Raw genomic sequence first — 24,246 nt, 5'->3', positions numbered from 1 at the left:
GCGACCACGCTGGCTCGACCACGCTGAGCGCGATCGCCCACGGAATGGGCGTGGTGCATTTCGCGCCACCGCCGCACATTCCGCGTCGCCGTGTTCCAATGTGCGGCGAAGACGGTGTACCTGTTTACGTCCGGGTGTCCTTTCCGTCCGTTTCCCGGGCACCTCCGAACCTGAAGGGCGTGTGTGATGCTGGATTCGTTGTGGGACCTGTTGTGGTACACGCTGGTCGTCTTCGCGTTCGTCGCGTACCTGCTGATCCTGTTCCAGGTGCTGACGGACCTGTTCCGTGATCGCTCCACGTCCGCCGTGGTCAAGGTCGTGTGGATCATCTTCCTGATCGTCCTGCCGTACCTGACCGCCTTCGTCTACCTGCTGGTGCGGGGCCGCGGCATGGCCGAGCGGTCCGCCGCCGCCCACGACGCGGCCCAGCACGCCGCCGACGACTACATCCGCAAGGTGGCCGGACGATCCCCCGCCGCCGAGATCGCCGAGGCCCAGGCCCTGCTCGAGGCCGGGACGATCACCGGCGACGAGTTCGACCGGCTCAAGGCCAAGGCCCTGCGCTGACCGCCGCGGCCGAACTCGAGCACGAGCGGGCGGGCGCGCCGCGCGCTCGGCTGCGCAGCTACGGGCGCCGGTTCCACCCGGTCGGCCTGGGGCTGGCGCTGCTGTTCTTCGTGGGGTCGATGACGCCGTCGCTGCTGCCGCGCGTGTGGTACCTGCAGGCGGTCGCGACGGGAATCAGCGTCGCCATCGGCTACGGGGTGGGCTGCCTGATCGCCTGGGTGGTCCGGCGCTGCGGCGTCGAGCCGCACTGGTCCGAGCGGACCCGGCGGATCGGCTGGTGGGTGCTCGCCGGCGCGGCGCTGGTCCTGGCGCCGACCTTCCTGGTGCTCGGGTCGTGGTGGCAGCAGATCGTCCGCGATCTGGTGGGCGTGCCGCGAGCGCAGCGCGCCTTCTACCTGCTGGTGCTGCTGATCGCGCTGGCCGTCGCGTTGCTGCTGCTCGCGGCGGCCCGCGCCGTGCGCCGGGGCACCGACCGGTTGACCCGCTTCGCCGGCCGGTTCGTGCCCGGGCCCGTCGCCCGCGTGGCCGCGGTGCTCGTCGTCGTGGTGCTGGCGGTGTTCGTGCTCGACGGCGCCGTCGACCGGGTCCTGCTCGGCGTCGCGGAGCGGTCGGCGGCCGTCGCCGACACGGGCACCGCCGAGGGCGTCACCCAGCCCCAGCTGACGGAACGGTCCGGGTCGCCGGCGTCGAACGAGCCGTGGGACAGCCTCGGCCGGGAGGGCCGCACCTTCGTCGCGGGCGGCCCGGCCGCCGAGCAGATCGAAGCCGTCACCGGCGCGCCCGCGCGCACCCCGATCCGGGTGTACGCCGGCCGCGAATCCGCGGACTCCGTCGAGGGGATCGCCGAGCGGGTCGTCGCCGAACTCGAACGCACGAACGCGTTCGACCGCCGGGTGCTGGCGGTGGTGACCACCACCGGCCGCGGCTGGGTGAACGCGAACGTCGCGGGGGCATTCGAGTACGTCAACGGCGGGGACTCGGCGATCGCCGCCATGCAGTACTCGTTCCTGCCCAGCGCGCTGTCGTTCGTCGCGGACCGCGACACCCCCCAGCAGGCCGGGCGGGCGCTGTTCGAGGCGGTGTACCGGCAGTGGTCGGCCCGGCCCGAGGGGCAGCGTCCGAAGCTGGTGGTGTTCGGCGAGAGCCTCGGCTCGTACGGCGGGCAGGCGGCGTTCGCGTCGGGACAGGACATCGTGGCGCGCACCGACGGGGCGCTGCTGGTGGGCACCCCCAACTTCGCGCAGCCGTGGGGCCGGATCACCGCGGACCGCGACCCCGGTTCCCTCGAGCGGCTGCCCGTGGTGGACGACGGCCGCAACATCCGGTTCGCGTCCCGGCCCGGCGACGCGGACCTGCCGGGGCCGTGGGAGTTCCCCCGCGTGGTGTTCTGGCAGCACGCGAGCGATCCGATCACCTGGTGGTCGTTCCGGCTGCTGCTGCAGCGGCCGGACTGGCTGCGCGAACCGCTCGGCCCGGATGTGGACCCCGGGATGCGCTGGCTGCCGTTCGTCACGTTCTGGCAGGTCACGCTGGACATGGTGTTCTCCGCGGACGTGCCGTCCGGGTTCGGGCACGCCTACGGTCCCGAGGCTGCCGAGCTGTGGGCGGACATCCTGGCCCCCGCGGGCTGGGACGGGGCCGCGACCCGGCGGGTGCAGGACGCCCTCGCCGGGACGGACCCCGACGACTGAACCATGGACGACTGAACCACGGACGACTGAACCACGGACCGGCGCTGCGGCAGGATGCCTACAGCACGCCGGCGGCCACCCTCAGGTCGGCGACCAGCCCGGCGAGCGCCTCCTCCCGCTGCGCGCTCGGTCCGCGCAGGATCGCCGACGGGTGGATCGTGGCGACGACGGCCGGATCCGACGGGACCCGCACGTCCGGGTGCAGGATCTCCCCGCGGTGGGCGGTCACCCGGAACGACGGCCCGAGCAGCGACTGGGCCGCGGTGGCGCCGAGGCACACGAGCACGTCGGGTCGCACGGCCTGCAGCTCGGCGACCAGCCAGGGCCGGCACGCGACGATCTCGCCGCGCGCCGGTTTCTTGTGGATGCGGCGCCCGCCGGCCGCGGCCCGCTCGAACTTGAAGTGCTTGACCGCGTTGGTCACGTACACCTCGTCGCGGTCGATGCCCGCCTCCTCGAGCGCCCGGTCGAGCAGCCGCCCGGCGGGGCCGACGAACGGCTCCCCCGCGCGGTCCTCCTGATCGCCGGGCTGCTCGCCGACGAGCACGAGCCGGGCGCTCGCCGGTCCGGCGCCGAACACGGTGCGTTCGGCGTTCCGGTACAGCTCGCACCCGCGGCAGTCACCCGCCGCGGCGGCGAGCTCGGCCAGGTCGGTGCTGTCCGGCACGAACTCCTCGGCTCCCGGTTGCCTGCTCACCGCCACCTCCCTCACGTCGGTGCCGGACGGGTACCCAGCCCGGCTCAGGACATGCGCAGCCGCGACACCCAGGCCCGAGTGTCGCCGGGATCGATGACGTCGTCGAGCTCGAAGATCGTCGCGGCCTGCAACGCCTTGCCGTGCTGGTAGGCGGCGGCGACGAGCTGCGCGAACAGTTCGTCGCGCGCGGCCTGATCGGGTGCGGCCTCGAGTTCCTTGCGGAAGCCGAGCCGCACCGCGCCCTCGAGTCCCATGCCGCCGATCTCGCCGGTGGGCCATGCCACCGTGAACTCGGGGGCGTGGAAGGAGCCGCCGGCCATCGCCATGGCGCCGAGACCGTAGCCCTTGCGCAGGATGATCGTGCCGAACGGGACGGTCAGGCGCGCACCGGCGACGAACAGCCGGCCGAACCGGCGGACCGTGGCCTCCTTCTCCGACTCGGGCCCGACCATGAATCCCGGTGTGTCGCAGAGGCTCACGACGGGCAGGCGGTGCGCCTGGCACAGTTCGAGGAAGTCGGCGGCCTTGTCGGCGGCCTCGGCGTCGATCGCGCCGCCGAGGTGGTGGCTGCTGTTGGCGAGCACCCCGTACGCCGCGCCCTCGACGCGGATCAGGGCGGTGACGATGCCGACGCCGTAGTCGCCGCGCAGTTCGAGCACCGAGCCGACGTCGGCGACCGCGTCGATCGCGGCGCGCACGTCGTAGGCGCGCAACCGGTTCTCCGGAACCGCGTGCCGCGCGAGCCGCGGATCGGGGGCCTGCCAGTCGTCCGCCGCGGTGGTGAAGTAGCCGAGGTAGTGCCGGGCCAGTTCGACGGCGTGCGCCTCGTCGCGCGCGGCGAGGTGTACGACGCCGTTGCGGCGCTGCACGTCGACCGGGCCGATGTCCTCGGGCCGGAAGACGCCGAGGCCGCCCCCTTCGATCATCGCGGGCCCGCCCATGCCGATGTTGGCCTCGGGGGTGGCGATCAGCACGTCGCACACGCCGGCGAGGGCGGCGTTGCCGGCGAAGCACCGACCGGAGACCACCGCGATCGTCGGCACGCGCCCGCGCAGGGCGGCCATCGCCCGGAACGTCGACAGTTCCAGGCCCTGGCCGGGTCCGGCGTCGACGTCGCCGGGGCGCCCGCCGCCGCCCTCGGCGAACAGCACGAGCGGCACCTCGCGTCGTGCGGCGAGCTCGAGCAGCCGGTCGGTCTTGGCGTGGTTGCGCATGCCCTGCGTGCCGGCGAGGACGGTGTAGTCGTAGGAGAGCACCACCGATTCGGCGCCGTCGATGCGGGCGAGACCGCCGACGAGGCCGTCGGCGGGGGTGTTGGCGATCAGGTCCTCTTCGCTGCGCCGGCTGCGCTGCGCGGCGAGCACGAGCGGCCCGTACTCGACGAAGGTGCCGTCGTCGACGAGGTCGGCGATGTTCTCCCGCGCGGTGCGGCGGCCGACCCGGTGCCGTTTGGCCACGGCGTCGGGGCGGGCGGCGTCGAGGGTGCGCTCGTGCCGGTCCCGGATCTCGGCGAGGTCGTCGCGTACGGCGTCGAGGTCCCGCGCGTCCCCGTCGCCGGTGGCCGCGTCGCCGGACCCGGCGCGCACCACAGCGAGCACCTCCCCCGGTTGCACGGTCTGTCCGGGCCGCACCAGCAGCCGCACCACGGTGGCGGGTCCGGACGCGGACACCACGTGCTGCATCTTCATCGCCTCGAGCACGACGACGGGGGCGCCCGCGGTGAGCGCGTCGCCGTCGGCGGCGGTCTCGACGACGGTGCCGACCATGTCGGCACGCACCGCCTCCTCCCCGGCGTGCAGTTCCGGTGCGACGACGGGTGCGTCGTCGGGGCCGGCGACGGCGAGGTCGGCGATCCGCTCGTCCAGCCACGACGTGTGCACGTCGCAGGCGGCGAAGTCCTTGTCGCGCAGAATGTTCTGCAGGAAATCGGTGTTGGTGGCGACCCCGGCGACGAGCAGGTCCCCGAGTGCGGCGTCCGTCTTGCGCAGCGCCGCGGCGAAGTCGTCGATGCGGGTGTGGGTGATCACCTTGGCCAGCAACGAGTCGTAGCGCGGGCTGGTCGTCAGCCCGGGACGGCCGTAGGTGTCGACGCGGATGCCCGGGCCGGTGGGCGGGGTGAACGCGGTGAGCGTGCCGGACGCGGGTACGGCCCGCCCGTCCGGGCGCATGGTCTCGGTGTTGACGCGGGCCTGGACGGCAATGCCCTGTGCGGCGGCGGGCTCGCCGCGCACCCCGGCGCCGTCGGCGGTGACGCCGCCGGGCAGGCCGAGTTCGCCGAACCGGGCACCGCGGGCGATCGCCACCTGCGTCGCGACGAGGTCGATTCCGGTGACCTCCTCGGTCACCGTGTGCTCCACCTGAATTCGCGGGTTCACCTCGAGGAACACCGCCTGATCGCCGGCGACGAGGAACTCGACGGTGGCGAGGCCGCGGTACCCTACCGACGCGCAGAGCCGGGCCGCGGCCTCGTGCAGCGTGCGTCGCACGGTCGCGTCGAGCCGTTGCGCGGGAGCGACTTCCACCAGTTTCTGGTGGCGCCGCTGCACGCTGCAGTCCCGGTCGCCGAGCGCGAGGGCCCGCACCCCGCCCGCGTCGTCGGCCGCGGCGACGATCTGCACCTCGATGTGCCGGGCCCGGTCGCACAGGGCCTCGGCGAACAACGCGCCGTGCCCGAAACCGTGTTCCGCCTCCGTGGTACACGCGCGGAAGGCGTCGTCGAGGGTCGCTGCGTCGCGCACCACCCGCATGCCACGGCCGCCGCCGCCGGCGAGGGCCTTGAGGACGATGCCGCCGGGGTGGGCGGCGAGGAAGTCGCGGGCCGCGCCGACGGTGACGCCCCCGTCGGTGGCGGGCAGCACGGGCACCCGGGCGGCGACGGCGGCGCGGCGGGCGGCGGCCTTGTCGCCGAAGACCCGCAGCACCTGCGGGTCGGGTCCGACGAACGTCACCCCGGCCGCGGCGCAGGACTCGGCGAATTCGGCGTTCTCGCTGAGGAATCCGTATCCGGGGTGGACGAGGGTGCAGCCGGTCTCGGTGGCGGCGCGCAGCAGGGCGGCGCCGTCGAGGTAGGCGGCCGGCCCGGCGCCGGTCAGCGCGACGGCGCGGGTTGCGGCTGCGACGTGGGGACTGTCGGCGTCGTCCTCGGCATACACGGCGACGGTGTCGATGCCGAGTTCGGTGGCGGAACGGACGACGCGCAGCGCGATCTCGCCGCGGTTGGCTACGAGCAGCATGGGTGTCGGGGGTCCTGTCGGTCGGGGCCGGTCAGCGGAAGCCGATGAGCCGTTCGGACATCGCGATCATGTCGTCGATGTAGGAGAGCTGTTCCTGTCTCGGGGCGTCGAGCAGGCGCACCGCGCCGACGCGCTGGGCGTCGACGAGGGTGCGCGCGATCCGTTCGGGATGCGCGCTGAGCGTGACGTCGCCGGTGGCGTCGATACGCTCGACGAAGCGGACGTAGCGCCCGACGAGCCGCTCGCGCACGCTCACCCATTCCGTGCCCACCTCGTCGTCGAGGCGGGCACGGTGCTCGATCAGCTCGAGGATGCGGCCGTTGACGTACATGGACTCGATGGAGGCCCGGGTCGTCGTGCGCAGCACCTCCCGCAGGTCGTCCACCGTCGGCCCCTCCACGTGCTGGGCGTCGAGGAACTGCCGGCACACGAGGGTGGCGAGGGCGCGGAACACCTCCTCCTTGGACGAGAAGTACGCGTAGAAGGTGGCGCGGGAGACGGCGGCGCGTTCGGTGATCACCGCGACGGTGGTGCGCTCGTACCCGAGTTCGCCGAAGCAGTCGCGGGCGGCGTCGAGCAGCTCCCGCCGGCGGGGTCCGTCGCTGTCGCGTCGCGCGGATCGGGCCCGTTCCTGGGCTTCGCTCGTGGTCACCCGCACAGCATGCGTCGACGTTGACGTCAATGTCAACGGACGTGGGGCGCCCGGCGACCGGGACCCGAGCCGGGGCACGACGCGACCCGGCAGGTATTGCGCAACATCGGCGTGCCCGAAATAGGCGGCGTATCAACGACATCCGTTGTCCGAGCACCCTGTTCGGAGGCACGGTGCGGCACTAGCATGGTGGGCAGCCCTCAGTGGACACCCCCCTTTCGGGAAGGTTCGATCATGACCACGATGGAAATGCCGCACGTCACCGAGTGCAGCGTCAGCACCTGCTCCTACAACCACGACGGCTGCCACGCCTACGCCATCAACGTCGCCGGCCACAACGGCAGCGCCGACTGCGAGACGTTCATCCCGCTGTCGACGAAGGGCGGCCTGGACACCGTCACCAGCATGGTCGGCGCCTGCCAGCGCGCCGACTGCATGCACAACCAGGATCTCGAGTGCACCGCGAGCGAGATCCGGGTCGGCGGCAGCGGCAGCGGCGAGCACGCCGCCAACTGCCTGACCTACCAGGCCCGGTAACGGATCGAACCGTTCACCGCCCCACTCCCAGCACTGCCCGCACGGCGCCGGTGAGGGCCGCGGCCGGCAGGTCGGGGGTGATCGCGCGCTGCAGGCCGAGGCCGATGCCGAGCCCGAGCAGCATCGTCGCCGCCTGCTCGGGCTCGATCGCCGGTTCGAGGCCGAACCGTGCGGCGAGCGACCGGATCAGTTCGGCGATCAGGGTCCGCACCCCGGCGGCCCCGGCCGCGATCCGGGAGCGGATCTCCTCGTCGTGCCGCGAGCGCACCGAGAATTCGATCTCGAGCAGGGTCCAGCGCCGGTCGCCGATGGTGCGCTCGGCCCAGGCGCCGAAGGCGGCCACCACGTCGTCGAGCGACGCACCGGCCTCGAGCGTCGCGGCGATCTCCCCCATGCGCTCGGCCCGGATCCGGTCGAGCACCGCGAAACACAACTCGTCCTTGTTGCGGAAGTTCGAGTACACCGCGCCCTTGGAATAGCCGGCGTCCTCGGCGATCTGCTCGAGCGACGCCGCGCTGTAACCACGGTCGAGGAAGTGCTCGGTGGCCGTGGCGAGCAGCTCCTCGCGCGTGCGTGCCTGGGTCTGCTGCCGGGTCTGTCGTGCCACGACTCGACGGTACCGGAGCGACCCGAATTCGGATACTGTGGTTATCCGAATACCGACGGTATTCGGAATGGACGCAGACGAGAGGCGACACGATGGACGAACACCGGGTGGTGGTGATCGGTGCCGGGATCTCCGGCATCGGCGCGGCGATCGCCCTGCGACGGCGCGGCATCACCGACGTCGTCGTCCTCGAGAAGGCCGACAGCCTCGGCGGGACGTGGCGCGCCAACACCTACCCGGGCTGCGCGTGCGACGTGCCGTCGCTGCTGTACTCGTACTCGTTCGCGCGGAACCGCGACTGGAGCCGCCTGTTCGCCGGGCAGCCGGAGATCCGCGACTACATCGAGCACACCGCCGCCGCACAGGGCGTGACGTCCCACGTCCGGTTCGGAGTCGAGGTGCTGAGGGCGGACTGGGACGACGTCGACGCCCGCTGGACGCTCGCCACCACCGCCGGCACCGTCCGGGCGCGTTTCCTCGTCGCCGCCGCGGGGCCGTGGAACGAACCGCTCGTGCCCGAGATCCCCGGTCTCGACCGCTTCCCCGGCGAGGTGTTCCACTCCGCGCGCTGGAACCACGACTACGACCTGCGCGGCAAACGGGTCGCCGTCGTCGGCACCGGCGCCTCGGCGGTCCAGTTCGTCCCCGAGATCGCTCCCGACGTCGCACGCCTGCACCTGTACCAGCGGACGGCGCAGTGGGTGCTGCCCAAACCCGACCGGCACCTGTCCGCGGCCGAGCGCCGGCTGCTCACCCGTCTCCCGGGTGCGCGACGGCTGGTCGAGGCGATCGAATACGGCCTGATGGAGGCCCTCGGCCTCGGCTTCCGGCACCCGTGGCTCATGCGTCGGCTGCAGTGGATCGGCCGGGCGCAGCTCCGCGCGCAGGTGCGCGACCCGCGGCTGCGCCGGGCCCTGACCCCCGACTACACCCTCGGCTGCAAGCGGCTGCTCATGTCGAACACCTACTACCCCGCCCTGACGCGGCCCGACGTCGAGGTCCACCCCGCGGCGGTGCAGGAGGTCCGCGGCTCCACCGTGATCGCCGGGGACGGCAGCGAAGCCGAGGTCGACGCGATCGTCTTCGGCACCGGCTTCCACATCCTCGACATGCCCATCGCGCGCCGGGTGTTCGACGGGCGGGGCCGCAGTCTCGACGAGCACTGGCAGGGCAGCCCCCGGGCGTACCTCGGCTCGTCCGTCGCGGGCTTCCCCAACGCGTTCGTCCTGCTCGGACCGAGCCTGGGCACCGGCCACACCTCGGCCTTCCTCATCCTCGAAGCCCAGCTCGACCACGTCGTGACGGCCATCGACACGGCCCTGCGCCGCGGCTGGCGCACCCTCGAGGTGCGCCGGGAGGCCCAGGACGCCTTCGACGACGAGGTTCAGGCCGCCCTTCCGGGCACCGTCTACAACTCCGGCGGATGCCGCAGCTACTTCTTCGACGTCAACGGCCGCAACAGCTTCAACTGGCCGTGGTCGTCGGCCGCGCTCCGGCGCCGGGTGTCGGCGTTCGACCCGGACGTCTACGCCGTCACGCGCGACGACGAGCGCGTGTCCGCCGGGTGATCCGGGCCCCGGCGCAGGGACTGTCGGGGTACCGTCGGGTCGAGGCACCCGACACGAGGAGGACCCGGAAATCTTCGTTCGTCTCCGCAACCCGTACCACCGCGTCGAGGCGCTGCCCAGCAGCCGGCACGTGCAGGTGTCGATCGCCGGCGCGGTCGTCGCCGAGACCCGCAAGCCCGTGCTGCTGTTCGAAACCCGGCTGCCCGTGCGGTACTACCTCCCGTCCGCGGACGTCGACTTCTCGGTGCTCGAAGAGACGGACCTGCACACCGAGTGCCCCTACAAGGGCACGGCCCGGTACTGGAGTTTCACCGGACCACCGGGGGCCGAGAACCTCGCGTGGTCGTACCCGAATCCCCTTCCCGCCGTCGCACCGATCGCCGGCCACGTCGCGTTCTACGACGAGAAGGTGGACCTGGTCGTCGACGGTGTGCCCGTGCCGCGTCCCGGCGGCTGACCACGCGGCCTCAGCGGGCGATCCGGATCCACGGATCGTCGTCCCCGGCCTGCAGGCGGGTGCCGAAGCCGGCCGACGCCTCCGCGAGTGTCGCGCGCAACCACCGCTGCTGCGACTGCGTGACGTGCTCGAGCCGCATCCGCCGCGCCTGCACCGGCAGCATCCGCACCTCCTGCAGCTCCCCCGTGTCCGCGTCGAGGGTGACGAGGTACAGCAGCCGCAGCTCGTCGTGGAAGCGCTCGTAACCGCCGATGCCCTCGTAGTCGTTGATCAGGTCGCCGCACCCGTACAGCACGGGCTTGCCGCGGTAGATCTCCAGCGGGCGCGGGTGATGGGACGAGTGCCCGTGCACCACGCCGACGCCGCCGTCGATCAGCCGGTGCGCGAACCGCACGTGCGCGTCCGGCACGGCGTAGCCCCAGTTGGAACCCCAGTGCACCGACACCACCACCACGTCGCCGGCCCCGCGGTCGGCGTCGATCCGGGCGAGCAGCTCGTCGGCGCCCGCCTCCGACACCGGCAGCAGGGCCACTCCCGGCCGCGTCGGCGTGGCGGCCCACGACGGGGTGATCCCGCTCGACACCGCACCGACCGACCACACCCGCACCCGGGGCGATCCGGCGGCGACCGTCGCCGGCCGCCACGCCGCCCGGTCGTCGTCGCCCGCACCGGCGAGCCGCAGTCCCGCCGCCGTGAGGACCTCGACGGTCTCGCGCAGACCACGGACACCGAAGTCGAGCACGTGATTGTTGGCGAGCGTGCACACGTCGACCCGCGCGACGGTGATCACCCCGACGTTCGCCGGGTTCATCCGGTAGTGGATGCCCTTGTCCGGGGCGTAGTCCCGCGACGTGGTCACGGACGTCTCCAGGTTGACGACCCGCACGTCCGGGGCGCATTCGTCGAGCACCGGCAGCGCGACGCCCCACGGCCAGTCGAAGCCCGCCGGCCGCGGGATCACCCCGCTGCGGGTCTCGGCGAGCTCGACGTAGTCCCGGGCGTCCTGCGCGTAGGACTCCCGCAACCTCGGCCCTCCGGGATGCGGGAGGATCTGGTCCACGCCCCGGCCGGTCATCACGTCCCCGGCGAGGAACAGCGTCACCGTGCGCGGCACACCTGAAAGGGTAGTCGCCGAACCGGATCCGCGCGGTCACCGAGCGGCGGTCACCGGGACACGTAACTGGGCTGTTCGGTGACGTCGCCGAGCACCACCAGCGTCGCCAGGGTGTTCTCCCACCGGATCCGGGCGGCGCCGACCGTCGCCTGCACCACGGTCCCGTCCGGCCGGCCGAACTCGCACAGCTGCCCGGTCCGGTCGTGCAGCGAGCGGACGGTGACAGACCTGTCGGGCCAGGTGCCGCCGGTGAGGACCTCGTGCAGCGGCCGGTTCTCCACGTTCCGGGCGTCGACGCCGAACAGCGTGGCGAAGCACGGATTGACGTAGGCGACGGTCCCGCCGTCGCGCACGGCGAGGATGGGGACGGGCAGCAGATCGAGGACATCCGGCAGGGGCAACGGGGCCAGCCGGTCCGGCAGTTGAGCCCAGGCCGCGGCCTTCGCCCGATACAGGTCCATGTCGGCGTCGTGGTACAGGTCCATGGGGTCGCTGACGACGCCGGCTGCGACCCCGAAGCTGACCGGCACGGGATTCGCGCGGGCCAGGCCCTCGAGCACCGCGCGCCCTTCCTCCTCGTCCGTGTCCGGGAGGACGACGAGGAATTCGTCGCCGCCGAGGCGGGCCAGGATCCCGCCGCGCGGCACCTGCTGCGCCCACGCCTCGGCGGCGTCGCGGAGCAGGGCGTCTCCCGCGGGATGCCCGTGCTCGTCGTTGAACGCCTTGAACCCGTCGACGTCGAGCAGACCGAGGCAGACCCAGGCGCCGCGGTCGCGCGGCCGCGATCGCAGTTCGAGGTCGAGGCCGGCGCGGTTGCGCAGCCCGGTGAGCGGATCTCGGGTCGCCGCGTTCACCAGCAGGCGCCCGACGGCCCCGAAGATCGCACCGGAGCCGAGCAGCGCCGCGGCGACGACCACGTAACCGACCCACAGCAGGCGCGTCGGGGCCAGGGCCGCGGCGCCGAGGGTGGCGGCGGTGAGCGTCCCGATCCACAGGACGGCCTGCCGCGGCGGCCAGAACGCCGCGAGATACATCGACAGGAACATCGAGCCCATGACGCTGATGAGGATGCGGGAGGGGTCGACGTGGAACGCGATCACCGCCGGCATCGCGGCGACCGCGCACGCGGTGGCGGCGACGATGGGGGTGCGCCCCAGACGCCGTGGCGTCCACCGCAGGATCACCAGCCCGGCGATGCCCAACGCCAGCGCCGAGGCCATGCCGGCGAAGCTGCCGGATCGCGCGACCGCTGGATCGAGCAGGGCCGCAACGATTCCTACTGCGACGAGCCCGGTGCTGATCGCCAGGTACCACGCGAGCAGACGGCGCCGCTGGACGCGGAGATTCGCCGTCGCACCGTGCAGCACCTGGCGATCGCCCACACCAGGATTATCCCGTTCGTCGCACCGTTCGTGTCCGGCTCGGCGAAATGCCGCGGGTCACCGACCCGGCAGCCACTGCATCGCCTTGACGAACGGCGGCATCACCTTCGACCACAGCTTCGGCGGAACCCCGCGGGGTCCACCGAGATTCATCACCCGGGTCGTCGCGATCGTCTGCGGCTCGGTGTACTTGATCAGGCCCTCCGCGCCGTGGCGCCGGCCCATGCCCGAGATGCCCATGCCGCCCATCGGTGCGTCGGTGCTGCCCCATGCGGGCGCGTAGCCCTCGTCGACGTTGACGGTGCCGGCCCGCACCCGCGCCGCGATCGCCTCGCCCTGCGCCTTGGTGCCCGCCCACACGCTGGCGTTGAGTCCGTACTCGGTGTCGTTGGCGCGGCGGATCGCCTCCTCGACGTTGTCCACCGGGTACACCGACACGAGCGGACCGAACGTCTCCTCCCGGTAGCACTCGGCGTCCTCGGGAACGTCGGTGAGCACCGTCGGCTCGTAGAACAGCGGGCCGAGGTCGGGCCGGGCCTTGCCGCCGGCCACGACGGTGGCGCCCTTGGCGACCGCGTCGTCGACATGTCCGGAGACGGCCTTGACCTGGGTCTCGTTGACCATGCTGCCCATTTCGACGCCGTACTCGTAGCCCGGGCCGAGCGTCATGTTCCGCACCCGCTCGCCGAGCATGCGGATGAATTCGGGGGCGACGGACTTCTCGACGTAGATCCGTTCGATGGAGATGCACAGCTGCCCGGAGTTGGAGAAGCACGCCCGCACGGCGGCGTCGGTGACCTCACGCAGATTCGCCCCGGCGGTGACGATCATCGGGTTCTTGCCACCGAGCTCGGCGGAGAACCCGATCAGGCGACGGCCCGCCTGCTCGGCGAGGAGGCTGCCGGTCTGCGAGGAGCCGGTGAACATCAGGTAGTCGGCGTTCTCGACGAGGGCGGTGCCCACGACGGAGCCGGGTCCGGGCACGACGGCGAACAGGTCGCGCGGCAGGCCGGCCCGGTAGAGCAGTTCGACGACGGCCAGCGCGCAGTAGGGGGTCTGGCTGTCGGGCTTGAGGACGACGGCGTTGCCGGCGAGCAGTGCGGCGATCGCGTCGGAGACCGCGAGGGTCATCGGGTAGTTCCACGGCGCGATGACCCCCACGACCCCCTTCGGGTGGTAGTGCACGGTGGTCCTCGTCAGGCCGGGCAGCATGCCCGTGGCGCGGCGCGGACGCAGCAGCTTGGGAGCGGTCCGCGCGTAGTAGCGCGCGGTCAGGGCGATGTCGAGGACCTCTTCCTGCGCCGAGGCGCGAGCCTTGCCGGTCTCGGCCTGGGCCATGTCCATCAGCTCTTCGCGGTGCGCCAGCACGAGGTCGTGGTAGCGGTGGAAGATCTCGGCGCGTTGCTCGACGGAGCGGCGCGCCCAGTCGGCCTGCGCGACGCGGGCACGCTCGAGGGCGGCTCTGGCGTCGTCGGCGGTGCCGACCGGGACCGTCGCGAGTTCACGACCGGTGAAAGCTTCCACGACCGAGCGGGTGGGACGGCTCGCCGCGTCCGGGATGGCGATGAGCTCGGCCAACCGGGCGAAGGTGGCAGCGCTGGGAGCTGGCATGTCGAACCCCTACTGGTGAGTAGTTCTGGCGGTTACACCAACCTACCGTGCAGCGTGGCCCTTGTCACAGGGCGGGCTGGTCCTCTGCACACCTGTGCCGCGCGGTCGGCGCACCGAGGTATCGAACCGTCGGCGACGTCGCGGAGGCGGGGGTCGAGTCGTGCACGCGCGGCCCCCGGACCGGCCGGCGTGTCGGATGCGGCAGCAGAGCCGTGAAGAGGACGGAGTTCGTGGGACGACAAACCCCGCCGGAGAGAGCTTGGGGCAACTCCGGCGGGGTCTGGGCCACCGTGCAGGGGGGTGACGGTGGCTGTGAGAGATCATACCGAGCGCATGACAGCACTGTGAGGGATTCGCCCGACACGACTCGCGGCCTGAGCGGAGGTTTCGATCCTGTCGTCCCCCGGACCTGCAGACCGCCCTTCCCGTGCCCGGCTCGTGCGTCGCGGGGATGTCGTTATCCGAGTCGCCCTCCCCACCCGCACCCGCGGGCGCAGAACCCCACGACGCCGATGTCGCGGCGGGAGCCGTCCGCGAACGACATCACCTCTGCCACGGCGACAGCGTCGGCCCCACACGCCGGGCACCGATACCCGGGCACGGACACGGAATCCGTGTCGACCGGCCACAATGTCTCCCCCACAAGGGGACCATACGCGCGGGAACAACCGGTTGGGCGGTATTTTCGACGACCCGTCGCTCGGAGGCAGTCCGTACCGAGCCTGCGCCGCAGTCAGGCCGGCAGGTCCGCCTGCCAGGACATGGTGACCGTCGTGCCGGTTCCGGCGGTACTCACCCGGGTGTGGGTGGTGAGCGCCGCGATCAGCTCCAGCCCCCGGCCCCGAGACCCGGTGTGCGACGCGCGCATCCCGGCTCGCCACCGGCCGTGGTCGGCGACGGTGATCTCCAGGTCCCGCTCGTGGGCGACGAAGGTCGCATCCACCTCCACCACCCCACCGGGGAGACCGGCGTCCCGGCCGGGGTAGGCGTGTTCGACGACATTGGCCAACGCCTCGTACACCGCGGCGACGACGTCCTGGCGGCATCGGTCGTCGACACCGATGCGGGCGAGCCAGCCGGCCAGGGCGCGGCGCAGCGAGGTGATCTCTGCGGCGGTGGCCGGAGCTTGCCGATACCAGCAGACGGTGGAAGTGATCGACGGATCGAGCGGATGCCGGTGCATAGCGGTCCTCGCGGTCTCTGGCACAGTAGATCCCCGGCTGAGTGAAACCGTCGGCGAACAGGTCGACCACCGCACGACTTCGCTTTCGGGTAAGCATATTCGTTTTTCGGCACACCCTGGGAGTGGATGTCCGCGCGCAGGCGGACAGGCGCGCGTCGGCACCGGATCCGAGCCGGCGGTGACCGAGGCGGGCAAGCATCGCATCGACGCACCGAGACGGGTAGGTTCGAGGTGAGCGGGTCGCAGCGGCGGCCGCGGGAACCGGCCGAAGGAGGCACGCGATGACGCCTCCACGAAAGCCGGAGTCGGACGCCCTGGCCGCGGTCTATGCGGGAATGTCGGGGCTGGCGCTGTCGGAACAGACCCTCTCGAGTGTGGTGGAGTTGACCACCTCGCTGACCAAGGACACCCTGCCCGGTTCGGTCGGGGCCGGCATCACGCTGCTCGCCGGAGACGGCGCCGAGACCACGACGGCGGCGACCGATCCGGTGGTCGAGCGGCTCGATGCGCTGCAGTACGAACTCGGGGAAGGACCGTGCCTGACTGCGCTGCGGGACCGGGTCATGGTGCGGGTCGACGATCTGGCGACCGAATCGCGATGGCCGCGGTGGTCGGCACTGGCCGCGCGAGCCGGAATGGGTGCCGTGCTCAGCGCCCCGTTGGTCTCGGCCGACCGCACGCTCGGTGCGATCAAGGTGTATTCGGCGCGTCCGCATGCCTACACCGGCGCCAGCGAGGATCTACTGCGGCGGTTCGCCGCCCAGGTCGCTCTGCTGTTGGCAAACGCGTCCACCCTCGCCGGCTCCGAGCGACTCGGCGATCAGCTCAAGGAGGCGCTACGCACCCGGGACCTGATCGCCACCGCCAAAGGGATCGTGATGCTGCGCGAGCACCTCGGCGCGGACGAGGCGCTGCGATGGATGCTCGCGTCCGCCGAGCGTGAGCACACCCCGATGCGGGAGGTGGCCGCGGCGATCCTCGCTACTGTCTTCGAGCAGTCGTGAGTCGCGCGATGGAACACTATCCCGAGCACCGCCCCCGCCCGATGCGGAGTATGCCCGACGGCAGCGATCGCCACCGGTTCCTGGCGGCGCTGCGGGCCAGTGGGTTGAGTGTCGAGCAGTTGTGGTTGCGGTATTTCGGTCTCGGTGGTGAGGCCGGCAAGGTGGAGATCGAGGCGTATCTCAGCGGATTGCTGCCACTGCCGCCGTTGCAGCACGACCTCCTCGCCCACGCGATCAACGAACGGCTCGACGAACTCGCCCCACCGCGCGCTCCGTATTCCACCGACCTGCCACCGTCGGCCGCCACCGACGGCTGTGCGCCGTCGGCGGCCGGCCCGGACGGCACCCACCCGGACGGGCACCGCCCCACCCCACGAACCGACCCCGGCCACGCCACCGATCACGACGACGGCGACCGCAACGACGGCGCCGGGAGCGATCGAGACGGATCCTCCGGATAGGGGGAAACGGACGGCGAACTTCGCAGTTCCGGCGAGGCGACCCGGGTTCGGTCGAGAACGACCCGACCGCCGACGGAGGCGGGCATGGGCGTCCCCAGCCCCCTGCGCCAGGGCGCGACCCGCCCCGTCGGCGGTTGTGACCGGGCGCGGCTACCGCAGGGAGCAGGAAGGCGGCGGACCGCCCTCGGAGCCCACCGGCACACTCGGCGCCCGGAGCGCACCTGCGGTGCACCCAGGCGGAACACACCCACCACATCTGTTCGTTCCGGGGGTCAGTGTTTTCGTTTTCGACGGCGGCGACGACGAATACCGGGGTCCGTTCCAGCAACCGAACGATCCGATCCGGGGCTGCTCCGCCCCGGCGCCGAAGCGGGGTCGGTCACGCGGACAGGGTCTGGCTGGGGAGCCGGCCGTAGGCGGCACGGTATTGCTCGGCGAAACGTCCCGTCTTGGCGAAGCCCCAACGGGCCGCGATCGCGGACACGGTGTCACCGCCGGCCGGATCCGCAGCCAGCAGATCGCGGTGGGCTCGTTCCAGCCGCACCCGGCGCAGGTAGCCGAGCGGCGTGATCTGATGGTGGCGCAGAAAATCGTACTGAAGCGCCCGCGCACCGATCCCGGCAGCCGCGACGATGTCCGCCAGCCGGATCCGGGACTCGGCGTGAGCATCGATGAAGGCGATCGCGCGCTGCAACGCGGCAGGTTCGCCAGGACGTGCCAACGTTTTCCGGATCACCGGCGGCTCGTCGGTCCGGCCCGAACCGAGCACCGACTGCGCCAACTCCAGCAGCGGCATCCCCGCCTCCCGCGACGCCGACACCAACACACCACCGGCATGCTCGGCGGTCAGGCGATGACGTTCCATCAACACACCCGTAGCTCGCTCGACCACCACCCGGGACGCGAGCGCCTGCTCCCACCCCTCTCCCTCCCGCGTGCCGGTACCGACAGCGGAGGGCAGGCTCTGCCCGAAAGACGAATCGATCACCTCCTCATCACAGCACCGACTGCCACCATCGCGCACCCCCCCCCGCACCCCGGGCTTGCCCGGCTCGATCTCTACCGAGTCACCCTGATCCATAGTGCCGTCGATCTTCGGAAGGTAACTGCGAGACCGAACGCTATTCGGACTCCGAAGGTGGGGACACGTCACCCGTGTGGGTTGTCGGTCGTGTCGCCGCCTGTTCGTACAGTGCCGGTGTGGAGAACACCGAACTGACCGTCGCAATCTGGAACACCATGTGGGCCAACGCCTCCAGCCCCCGCGGGCAGCGCATCCGGCACGTGCTGCGCGAGGCGGATGCGGACCTGCTGATCGTCACCGAAGGCCAATGCGACCTGCTCCCCGACGGCGGTCATGTCGCCGACGCCGGTACCGACTGGGGCTACGACACCACCGCGCATCCGCTGCGCCGCAAGACGCTGCTGTGGTCCCGGTGGCCGCTCACCGACCTCACTTCCTTGCCCACCGGTGCCGGGGCCGGTCGCGTGTTGACCGCGAGCGCCGACTCCCCACTCGGCCCGATCCGGGTGCTGGCGGTGTGCATCCCGTGGGCGAGCGCGCATGTGACCACCGGGCGTCGGGATGCGACGAACTGGTCCGAGCACCTCGAATGCTGCGGCCAGATCGAGAAGCTGGCGGCCCAGTTCGACCCGCGGATCCCCACGATCGTCGCCGGCGACTTCAACCAGCGGATCCCGCGGCGACGCCAACCCATCCGGGTGTTCGAGCGGCTGCTCGAAGTAATGGACCGATGGACCTTGCACACCGGCGGCGAGGTCGAGCACGGACCGTTGATCGATCACATTGCCTCCGACCTGCCCTGCACCGGTCTGCGGACCTGGGCCGGCAGTGACGAGGCCGGAAAGCTGAGTGATCACGCCGGGGTGGTCTGCACCCTGCGCGCCACCATATAGAGCCGCCCGACGCGGATACCGTGCTTCCCGGTTCCTTGCGCCGCCGTACGCGTGACCGATCGCCGCAATCCGTGAACGTCAGCCGGCGCGGAGAGGAATCCTCGTGCCGAATTGCAGCCTCGGACGATCGACGATTCGGCGAACCCCGCGTCATGTCCTCGCCGCCGGCGAACACGGGCAACCGCTACGGCTACGTCCGGGGTGATCTGCACGGACCGCTGCAGCCGTGCGTAGCCCAGCCGCAGGACCCGCTCAGCGGTCTCCGGGTCGGTAGATGTGGGCGCGGGGTCGACGCCGACGATCAGGAGGACACGGTGCTCGTCGTCGACACGGAGCAGGATGCGGTAGTCGCCGCGGCGGGCGCTGCGCAGGCCCTCCAGCTCGTAACGCAGCGGCTTGCTCATCCGGTGAGGATTCTCTGCCCGCGGGCCGGAGAGGAACTCGACGACCACACGCACGATCCGTCCGGGTAGCCGGGACAGCGCTCCAGATCCGGAAGAGCCCGTACAGCGGCACCATGGGGCTATGGACATCGCGCCCGAACCCGCCGATCCCGGGTCGGGAAGTAGATGCCGTGGTGGTCGGGGCCGGGTTCGGTGGGCTGTACATGGTGCACCGGCTGCGGGAGATGGGACTGACGGTGCAGGGCTACGAGTCCGCTCCGGACGTAGGGGGAACGTGGTGCTGGAACGGCTACCCGGGCGCGCGGACCGACTGCGAGGGGTACTACTACTGCTACTCGTTCGACCCGGAGATGCTGCAGCAGTGGAACTGGACGGAGCGGTATCCCACCCAGCCGGAGATGCGGGCCTACTTCGGGTACGTGGCCGACAAATTGGATCTGCGGCGCAGTTACCGGTTCGGGACTCGCGTCGAGGCGGCGGTGTTCGACGAGGACTCCGGGCGGTGGCAGGTGCGCACCGAGGCCGGTGAGCGGACCTCGGCGACGTACCTGATCACCGCCGTGGGAATCCTCTCGGCCCCGAACCTGCCGAACTTTCCCGGCGTCGAGTCCTTCGAGGGGCAGTGGTACCACACCGCGTACTGGCCCGAGGAGGGCGTGGACCTGGCCGGCAAGCGAGTCGGGATCATCGGCACCGGCTCGACCGGAGTGCAGGCCATCCCGCTGCTGGCCGAACAGGCCGAGCACCTGACCGTGTTCCAGCGGACCCCGAACTATGTGATCCCCGCCCGCAACCGGCCCGTCTCACAGCAGGAGATGGACGAGGTCAAGGCGCGTTACGACGAGGTATGGGCCAAGGTGCGCCGGCACTGGTTCTCGTTCCCGTTCGACATGGCCAACCTGCTCGCGGGCTCGACGGACGAGGCCGAGCGCACCCGGATCTACGAGCAGGGCTGGGCAAACGGCGGATTCCCGTTCCTGTTCACCTTCGACGATCTGCTGTTCGATCCCGTCGCGAACGAGTCGGCAGCCGAGTTCGTGCGCACCAAGATCCGTGCCGCGGTCGAGGACCCGGCCATGGCCGAGTTGCTGTGCCCGCGCTACCCCTTCGGCGCCAAGCGTCCGCCGTCGGGCACGGGCTACTACGAGACGTTCAACCGAGACAACGTAGCCCTGGTCGACGTGGCCACCAACGCGATCGCCGAGATCACCCCCCGCGGAGTCCGGTTGGCCGACGGCACCGAACACGAGGTCGACGTGCTGTTCTTCGCCACCGGCTTCGACGCCTCCACCGGAGCACTGACCCGAATGAACATCGTCGGCCGCGACGGACGCGTTCTCGCCGACAAGTGGGCCCCCGGCCCGAGCACTCACCTGGGTATCGGTACGCACGGCTTCCCGAACATGTTCATGATCACCGGACCGCAGAGCCCGTTCACCAACATCCCCCCGTGTGCGCAGAACACTGCCGACTGGATCGCCGAGGCCATCGCCCACCTCCGCCGCGAAGGCGCGACCCGCATGGAAGCCACCGAGGCAGCCGAGCAGGCCTGGACCGAACAGATCACCGCCATCGCCGAACAAACCCTGCTCACCGCCGGTAAGGACGTGCACTCCTGGTTCACCGGCACCAACGTCGACGGCAAGGCCGCCGTCATCAACGTCTTCTTCGGCGGCGCCGACAAGTACATGGACATCTGCGAGCAGGTCGCCGCAGACAACTACTCCGGCTTCGAGATCACCACCACCGAGCCCGCCTACGCCCACTAACCCATCTCTAGTAATCAGGAGTACCGACGATGACGAACGACGTGCGCACCGACGCTCTGCGCGATCTCTACGGAAGCTGGGCCAAGCGGGCCGCCGACAACCCCGACATGGACCTTGCCACCATGCGCGACATCTACGAGGAAGCGCATCTTCTGGCGACCGAACCCGAGGACGTCACCTACCGCGAGGTCGACGCAGATGGCGTCAGCGCGATGTGGATCGTTCCTGCGGGCGCACCCGACAACGCCGCCATCATCTATACCCACGGGGGCGGATGTTCGGTGATGTCGATGCACAGTCACCGCAAACTCGCCGGCCACCTGGCCAAGGCGGCCGGTGTGAAAGTGCTGAACGTCGATTACCGCCGCGCACCCGAATACCCGTACCCCACCCAACTCGACGAGGCACAGAAGGTCTACCGGTGGCTGCTTGCCCAAGGGATCGAGCCGACACGCATCGCCACAGCAGGGGACTCGGCCGGCGGCAATCTCGCCACCACCCTTGTCCTGGCTCTGCGCGATGCCGGTGAACGCCTTCCGGCCGCGATTGTCGCGTTCTCGCCCTGGTACGACCTGGAACACAGGGGCACCACCCTCGAAACCAATGTCGGCACCGACGCTCTCATCGACCGGGCCGTCGTGGAGATGATGGCCCAGATGTTCCTCGGCGAGAACGGGTCACCCACCGATCCGTTGACCAACCCCCTCTACGCCGATCCCGCCGGTCTGCCGCCGATGTACCTGACCGCCGGCGGCTACGAAACGCTTCGGGACAACGCGGAACGCTTCACCGATCTGGCACGCGGCGCAGGGGTGGAGGTGACTCTGGAGATCACACCGGAAATGCAGCACGTCTTCCAGTTCATGGCTGGACGGTCTCCGGAAGCCGACGCGTCCATCGCGACGGCAGGCGCCTTCGTCCGTCGACACCTCGACCTCTGATTCATCAGCGACATCTCACACACCTACCTGTGGCCGGCGGGGGTCCGATATCGATTCGGACCCTGCCGGCCGCAGGTGCGGCCTCCGTGGTCGCCGCAGCCAGACAGGAGCCCCGGTGAGCGTCTTCGAACTCTCCGAACGCACTCAGCACTACCGAGCCGAACTGCTCGACTTCATGGACTCGCACATCTACCCCGCCGAGTCCGTCTACGACCGGCAGATGTGTGAGTCCGGAGATCCTCACTTCCAACCCCCGATCCTCGAAGAACTCAAAGACGAGGCACGGCGGCGCGGACTGTGGAACCTGTTCCATCCGCATCCGGAATGGGGACCAGGATTGACCAACCTGGAGTATGCACCCCTCGCCGAAATCATGGGTCGCAGCCACATCGCATCGGAGGCCTGCAACTGCAGTGCACCGGACACGGGAAACATGGAGGTGCTCACACTCTTCGGCACCGACGAGCACAAGCGGACATACCTCGAACCGTTGCTGGCCGGGGAAATCCGCTCCGCCTTTGCCATGACCGAACCCGCAGTTGCCAGCTCGGACGCGACCAACATCGAACTCCGGATGGAACGCGACGGTGACGCCTATGTGCTGAACGGCCGCAAGTGGTTCGCCTCCAACGCCATGCACCAGAACTGCCGCGTGCTGATCGTGATGGGAAAGACCGATCCGTCCGCGCCACCGCACCGGCAACAGTCGATGATGGTGGTGCCGATCGACGCCGAGGGTGTCACCGTGGTGCGTAACCTCCCGGTCTTCGGTTATGTCGACCGCGAGGGCCACGCCGAGGTGCTCTTCGACAACGTCCGCGTACCGAAGGAAGACCTCCTCGCCGGGGAAGGAGAGGGCTTTGCGATCAGCCAAGCGCGACTGGGCCCCGGACGAATTCACCATTGCATGCGTGCAATCGGAATGGCCGAACGAGCACTGGAGTTGATGTGTACCCGGGCGCTCACGCGCACGACCTTCGGAGAACCACTCGGCGAACGTGCCAACATTCAGGACTGGATCGCCGAGGCTCGCATCGACATCGAAATGGTCCGTCTGCTCACCTTGAAGGCGGCTCACATGATGGACACCGTCGGCAACAAACAGGCCCGAACCGAGATCGCCGCGATCAAAGTGGCCGCGCCCCGCATCGCCCTGAAAATCGTCGACCGTGCCATCCAGGTGCACGGCGGCGCCGGTGTCACCGACGATTTTCCGCTGGCCATGGCGTACGCCCACCTGCGCACACTCCGGATCGCCGACGGGCCCGACGAGGTCCACCTGCGTGCCATTGCCAAGGGAGAACTGAAGAAGTACAGGTCCGCCAGCCGGGAAGCGGTAAGGCCCGACACTGCGAAGGTCGCGGTCGTCCGATGAGCCCATACGAGTTGAAAGGACGCACCGCGCTCGTCGTCGGTGCCTCCCGTGGCATCGGATTGGCCACAGCGCAGGTGTTCGCTGCCGCCGGCGCCGACGTCGTACTCACATCCCGCTCCGCTCAGTCCGCTGACGCCGCTGCTGCAGAGGTCGGGGGGACGGCGATCGGGGTAGGCGTGCACGCCGTCGACGAAGACGGTGCCCGGCGGTGCATCGACGACGTCATCGAGCGATTCGGCGGTCTCGACATCCTGGTGACCAATGCCGGCACGAATCCCGCCTACGGCCGGATGACAGAACAGGATCATGGGCGATTCTCGAAGACGTTCGACGTCAATCTCTGGGCACCGTTGCTGTGGAGCGGTCTCGCCGCGAAAGCATGGATGGCGGACAACGGTGGCGCGATCGTGAACACCGCCTCGATCGGAGGCATGGTCGCCGAGAGGGGAATCGGCGTGTACAACGCCTCGAAGGCAGCATTGATCCATCTCACCAAGCAGCTCGCAATGGAACTCGCACCGGCGATCCGCGTCAACGCCGTGGCGCCAGGAGTGGTGCGCACCAAGCTCGCCGAAGCGCTATGGGCGGAACAGGAACAATCGGTGGCCGCGGCCACCCCACTCGGAAGGATCGGTGAGCCGGACGACGTCGCATCGGCGATCCTGTTCCTCGCCTCCGACGGTACCCGCTGGATCACGGGCGAGACACTGGTCGTCGACGGTGGTCAACTCCTCGGAGATGCAAGGAACTTTGCAGGATAGACCGCGGCCTCGACGGTGTGCCGGATGTCATCCGGTGGGACCCGGACCGACGGGCACTACTGCGTGCCGACCTCGATGCCGCGTTCCTCCACCTGTACGGGCTAACACGTACCGAAGCCGAGCATGTACTCGACTCGTTCCCGGTCGTCCGCAAGTCCGAGGAACGAGACTTCGGCGAGCACCGCACCCGACGGCTTGTCCTCGCCGCCTACGACCGCATGACCGCAGCCATTGGCGCCGGCGGCCAGGGGTGGACCTCTTCGACCGAACAGCCCGCAGGAGAAGGCAAGAGGCACAGTCAGTAACCTGCTGGGT

The 24,246-nt window shown here is 70.5% G+C and carries 21 protein-coding genes and 1 pseudogene; 12 read left to right on the top strand and 10 right to left on the bottom strand.

Annotated features, from left to right (window positions below; translation table 11 throughout):
* Positions 1 to 186 precede the first annotated feature (186 nt).
* Together F1734_RS02665 and F1734_RS02660 are read left to right on the top strand one after the other, a co-directional pair.
* Complete coding sequence (locus F1734_RS02665) at positions 187 to 567, top strand: PLDc N-terminal domain-containing protein (protein WP_017682033.1); 381 nt, start codon at positions 187 to 189, stop codon at positions 565 to 567.
* Between the two features lie 119 nt (positions 568 to 686).
* On the top strand, positions 687 to 2,258 hold the full coding sequence (locus F1734_RS02660) for an alpha/beta hydrolase (protein ID WP_040272825.1): 1,572 nt from the start codon (positions 687 to 689) through the stop codon (positions 2,256 to 2,258).
* A 58-nt stretch (positions 2,259 to 2,316) separates the two neighbouring features.
* Here F1734_RS02660 and F1734_RS02655 read toward each other — a convergent pair whose 3' ends face one another.
* From F1734_RS02655 to F1734_RS02645, 3 genes are read right to left on the bottom strand one after another with little or no spacing between them, the layout of a single operon-like run.
* The gene (locus tag F1734_RS02655; protein WP_372446897.1) at positions 2,317 to 2,955 is read right to left on the bottom strand and encodes a UdgX family uracil-DNA binding protein; all 639 of its coding nucleotides are present in this window, start codon (positions 2,953 to 2,955) and stop codon (positions 2,317 to 2,319) included.
* Between the two features lie 44 nt (positions 2,956 to 2,999).
* Entirely contained in the window at positions 3,000 to 6,188 is a 3,189-nt protein-coding gene (locus F1734_RS02650) for an acetyl-CoA carboxylase family protein (RefSeq protein ID WP_203011330.1), read from the bottom strand.
* Positions 6,189 to 6,219: 31 nt separating this feature from the next.
* The gene (locus F1734_RS02645; RefSeq protein ID WP_040272821.1) at positions 6,220 to 6,846 is read right to left on the bottom strand and encodes a TetR/AcrR family transcriptional regulator; all 627 of its coding nucleotides are present in this window, start codon (positions 6,844 to 6,846) and stop codon (positions 6,220 to 6,222) included.
* Between the two features lie 228 nt (positions 6,847 to 7,074).
* Between F1734_RS02645 and F1734_RS02640 the strand changes: the two genes are divergently transcribed.
* Positions 7,075 to 7,377 (top strand): DUF1540 domain-containing protein, encoded by a 303-nt coding sequence (locus F1734_RS02640; RefSeq protein ID WP_010595945.1) that lies wholly within the window; start codon positions 7,075 to 7,077, stop codon positions 7,375 to 7,377.
* 13 nt (positions 7,378 to 7,390) lie between these two features.
* On the opposite strand, the gene F1734_RS02635 is transcribed toward F1734_RS02640, so the two are convergent.
* Entirely contained in the window at positions 7,391 to 7,984 is a 594-nt protein-coding gene (locus F1734_RS02635; protein WP_040272819.1) for a TetR/AcrR family transcriptional regulator, read from the bottom strand.
* Between the two features lie 92 nt (positions 7,985 to 8,076).
* On the opposite strand from F1734_RS02635, the gene F1734_RS02630 reads away from it, so the two are divergent.
* Positions 8,077 to 9,552: a flavin-containing monooxygenase gene (locus tag F1734_RS02630; RefSeq protein WP_203011329.1), complete on the top strand. Its 1,476-nt coding sequence runs from the start codon at positions 8,077 to 8,079 to the stop codon at positions 9,550 to 9,552.
* A 130-nt stretch (positions 9,553 to 9,682) separates the two neighbouring features.
* On the top strand, positions 9,683 to 10,009 hold the full coding sequence (locus F1734_RS02625) for a DUF427 domain-containing protein (protein WP_140188168.1): 327 nt from the start codon (positions 9,683 to 9,685) through the stop codon (positions 10,007 to 10,009).
* Between the two features lie 10 nt (positions 10,010 to 10,019).
* On the opposite strand, the gene F1734_RS02620 is transcribed toward F1734_RS02625, so the two are convergent.
* The 4 genes from F1734_RS02620 to F1734_RS02605 all read right to left on the bottom strand — a co-directional run bounded on the left by F1734_RS02620 (position 10,020) and on the right by F1734_RS02605 (position 15,299).
* A complete protein-coding gene (locus F1734_RS02620; protein ID WP_017682118.1) occupies positions 10,020 to 11,123 on the bottom strand; it encodes a CapA family protein in 1,104 nt (367 codons plus the stop codon).
* 50 nt (positions 11,124 to 11,173) lie between these two features.
* Positions 11,174 to 12,505, bottom strand: coding sequence for a GGDEF domain-containing protein (locus F1734_RS02615; protein WP_010595940.1), 1,332 nt, complete (start codon positions 12,503 to 12,505; stop codon positions 11,174 to 11,176).
* A gap of 57 nt (positions 12,506 to 12,562) precedes the next feature.
* Positions 12,563 to 14,116, bottom strand: coding sequence for a succinic semialdehyde dehydrogenase (locus tag F1734_RS02610; RefSeq protein ID WP_010595939.1), 1,554 nt, complete (start codon positions 14,114 to 14,116; stop codon positions 12,563 to 12,565).
* Positions 14,117 to 14,849: 733 nt separating this feature from the next.
* A complete protein-coding gene (locus tag F1734_RS02605; RefSeq protein ID WP_048773850.1) occupies positions 14,850 to 15,299 on the bottom strand; it encodes an ATP-binding protein in 450 nt (149 codons plus the stop codon).
* A 281-nt stretch (positions 15,300 to 15,580) separates the two neighbouring features.
* Between F1734_RS02605 and F1734_RS02600 the strand changes: the two genes are divergently transcribed.
* Complete coding sequence (locus tag F1734_RS02600) at positions 15,581 to 16,303, top strand: GAF and ANTAR domain-containing protein (RefSeq protein WP_010595937.1); 723 nt, start codon at positions 15,581 to 15,583, stop codon at positions 16,301 to 16,303.
* A gap of 50 nt (positions 16,304 to 16,353) precedes the next feature.
* On the top strand, positions 16,354 to 16,764 hold the full coding sequence (locus tag F1734_RS02595) for a hypothetical protein (RefSeq protein WP_238424087.1): 411 nt from the start codon (positions 16,354 to 16,356) through the stop codon (positions 16,762 to 16,764).
* A gap of 379 nt (positions 16,765 to 17,143) precedes the next feature.
* Here F1734_RS02595 and F1734_RS02590 read toward each other — a convergent pair whose 3' ends face one another.
* Complete coding sequence (locus F1734_RS02590; RefSeq protein ID WP_238424086.1) at positions 17,144 to 17,845, bottom strand: helix-turn-helix domain-containing protein; 702 nt, start codon at positions 17,843 to 17,845, stop codon at positions 17,144 to 17,146.
* A 119-nt stretch (positions 17,846 to 17,964) separates the two neighbouring features.
* Between F1734_RS02590 and F1734_RS02585 the strand changes: the two genes are divergently transcribed.
* Positions 17,965 to 18,681 carry an endonuclease/exonuclease/phosphatase family protein gene (locus tag F1734_RS02585; RefSeq protein WP_203011327.1) on the top strand — a complete coding sequence of 239 codons (717 nt, stop codon included), beginning with the start codon at positions 17,965 to 17,967 and terminating at the stop codon, positions 18,679 to 18,681.
* Between the two features lie 252 nt (positions 18,682 to 18,933).
* Here F1734_RS02585 and F1734_RS02580 read toward each other — a convergent pair.
* Positions 18,934 to 19,214 (bottom strand): annotated as a pseudogene (locus F1734_RS02580) (type II toxin-antitoxin system RelE family toxin).
* A gap of 41 nt (positions 19,215 to 19,255) precedes the next feature.
* Between F1734_RS02580 and F1734_RS02575 the strand changes: the two are divergent.
* The 4 genes from F1734_RS02575 (at position 19,256) to F1734_RS02560 (ending at position 23,931) form a co-directional block, all read left to right on the top strand.
* A complete protein-coding gene (locus tag F1734_RS02575) occupies positions 19,256 to 20,854 on the top strand; it encodes a flavin-containing monooxygenase (RefSeq protein ID WP_234420148.1) in 1,599 nt (532 codons plus the stop codon).
* A 29-nt stretch (positions 20,855 to 20,883) separates the two neighbouring features.
* Positions 20,884 to 21,795: an alpha/beta hydrolase gene (locus tag F1734_RS02570; protein ID WP_203011326.1), complete on the top strand. Its 912-nt coding sequence runs from the start codon at positions 20,884 to 20,886 to the stop codon at positions 21,793 to 21,795.
* 115 nt (positions 21,796 to 21,910) lie between these two features.
* Positions 21,911 to 23,170 (top strand): acyl-CoA dehydrogenase family protein, encoded by a 1,260-nt coding sequence (locus F1734_RS02565; RefSeq protein WP_203011325.1) that lies wholly within the window; start codon positions 21,911 to 21,913, stop codon positions 23,168 to 23,170.
* Positions 23,167 to 23,931, top strand: a complete 765-nt coding sequence (locus tag F1734_RS02560; RefSeq protein WP_203011324.1) for an SDR family oxidoreductase — start codon at positions 23,167 to 23,169, stop codon at positions 23,929 to 23,931. Before F1734_RS02565 ends, F1734_RS02560 begins: the two co-directional genes overlap by 4 nt.
* The last annotated feature ends 315 nt before the right edge of the window (positions 23,932 to 24,246 follow it).

The organism is Rhodococcus ruber (assembly GCF_016804345.1).
Lineage (GTDB): Bacteria > Actinomycetota > Actinomycetes > Mycobacteriales > Mycobacteriaceae > Rhodococcus > Rhodococcus ruber.
The sequence above is the reverse complement of the archived record's forward strand: the minus strand, read 5'-3'. Positions and strand labels throughout refer to the sequence as shown.

Excerpts from the sequence above, each read along its gene's own strand:
- F1734_RS02650 (WP_203011330.1), bottom strand. The coding sequence starts at position 6,188 with ATGCTGCTCGTAGCCAACCGCGGCGAGATCGCGCTGCGCGTCGTCCGT.
- F1734_RS02590 (WP_238424086.1), bottom strand. The coding sequence starts at position 17,845 with ATGGATCAGGGTGACTCGGTAGAGATCGAGCCGGGCAAGCCCGGGGTG.
- F1734_RS02640 (WP_010595945.1), top strand. The coding sequence starts at position 7,075 with ATGACCACGATGGAAATGCCGCACGTCACCGAGTGCAGCGTCAGCACC.
- F1734_RS02600 (WP_010595937.1), top strand. The coding sequence starts at position 15,581 with ATGACGCCTCCACGAAAGCCGGAGTCGGACGCCCTGGCCGCGGTCTAT.
- F1734_RS02605 (WP_048773850.1), bottom strand. The coding sequence starts at position 15,299 with ATGCACCGGCATCCGCTCGATCCGTCGATCACTTCCACCGTCTGCTGG.
- F1734_RS02610 (WP_010595939.1), bottom strand. The coding sequence starts at position 14,116 with ATGCCAGCTCCCAGCGCTGCCACCTTCGCCCGGTTGGCCGAGCTCATC.
- F1734_RS02570 (WP_203011326.1), top strand. The coding sequence starts at position 20,884 with ATGACGAACGACGTGCGCACCGACGCTCTGCGCGATCTCTACGGAAGC.
- F1734_RS02595 (WP_238424087.1), top strand. The coding sequence starts at position 16,354 with ATGCCCGACGGCAGCGATCGCCACCGGTTCCTGGCGGCGCTGCGGGCC.
- F1734_RS02560 (WP_203011324.1), top strand. The coding sequence starts at position 23,167 with ATGAGCCCATACGAGTTGAAAGGACGCACCGCGCTCGTCGTCGGTGCC.
- F1734_RS02660 (WP_040272825.1), top strand. The coding sequence starts at position 687 with ATGACGCCGTCGCTGCTGCCGCGCGTGTGGTACCTGCAGGCGGTCGCG.
- F1734_RS02665 (WP_017682033.1), top strand. The coding sequence starts at position 187 with ATGCTGGATTCGTTGTGGGACCTGTTGTGGTACACGCTGGTCGTCTTC.
- F1734_RS02630 (WP_203011329.1), top strand. The coding sequence starts at position 8,077 with ATGGACGAACACCGGGTGGTGGTGATCGGTGCCGGGATCTCCGGCATC.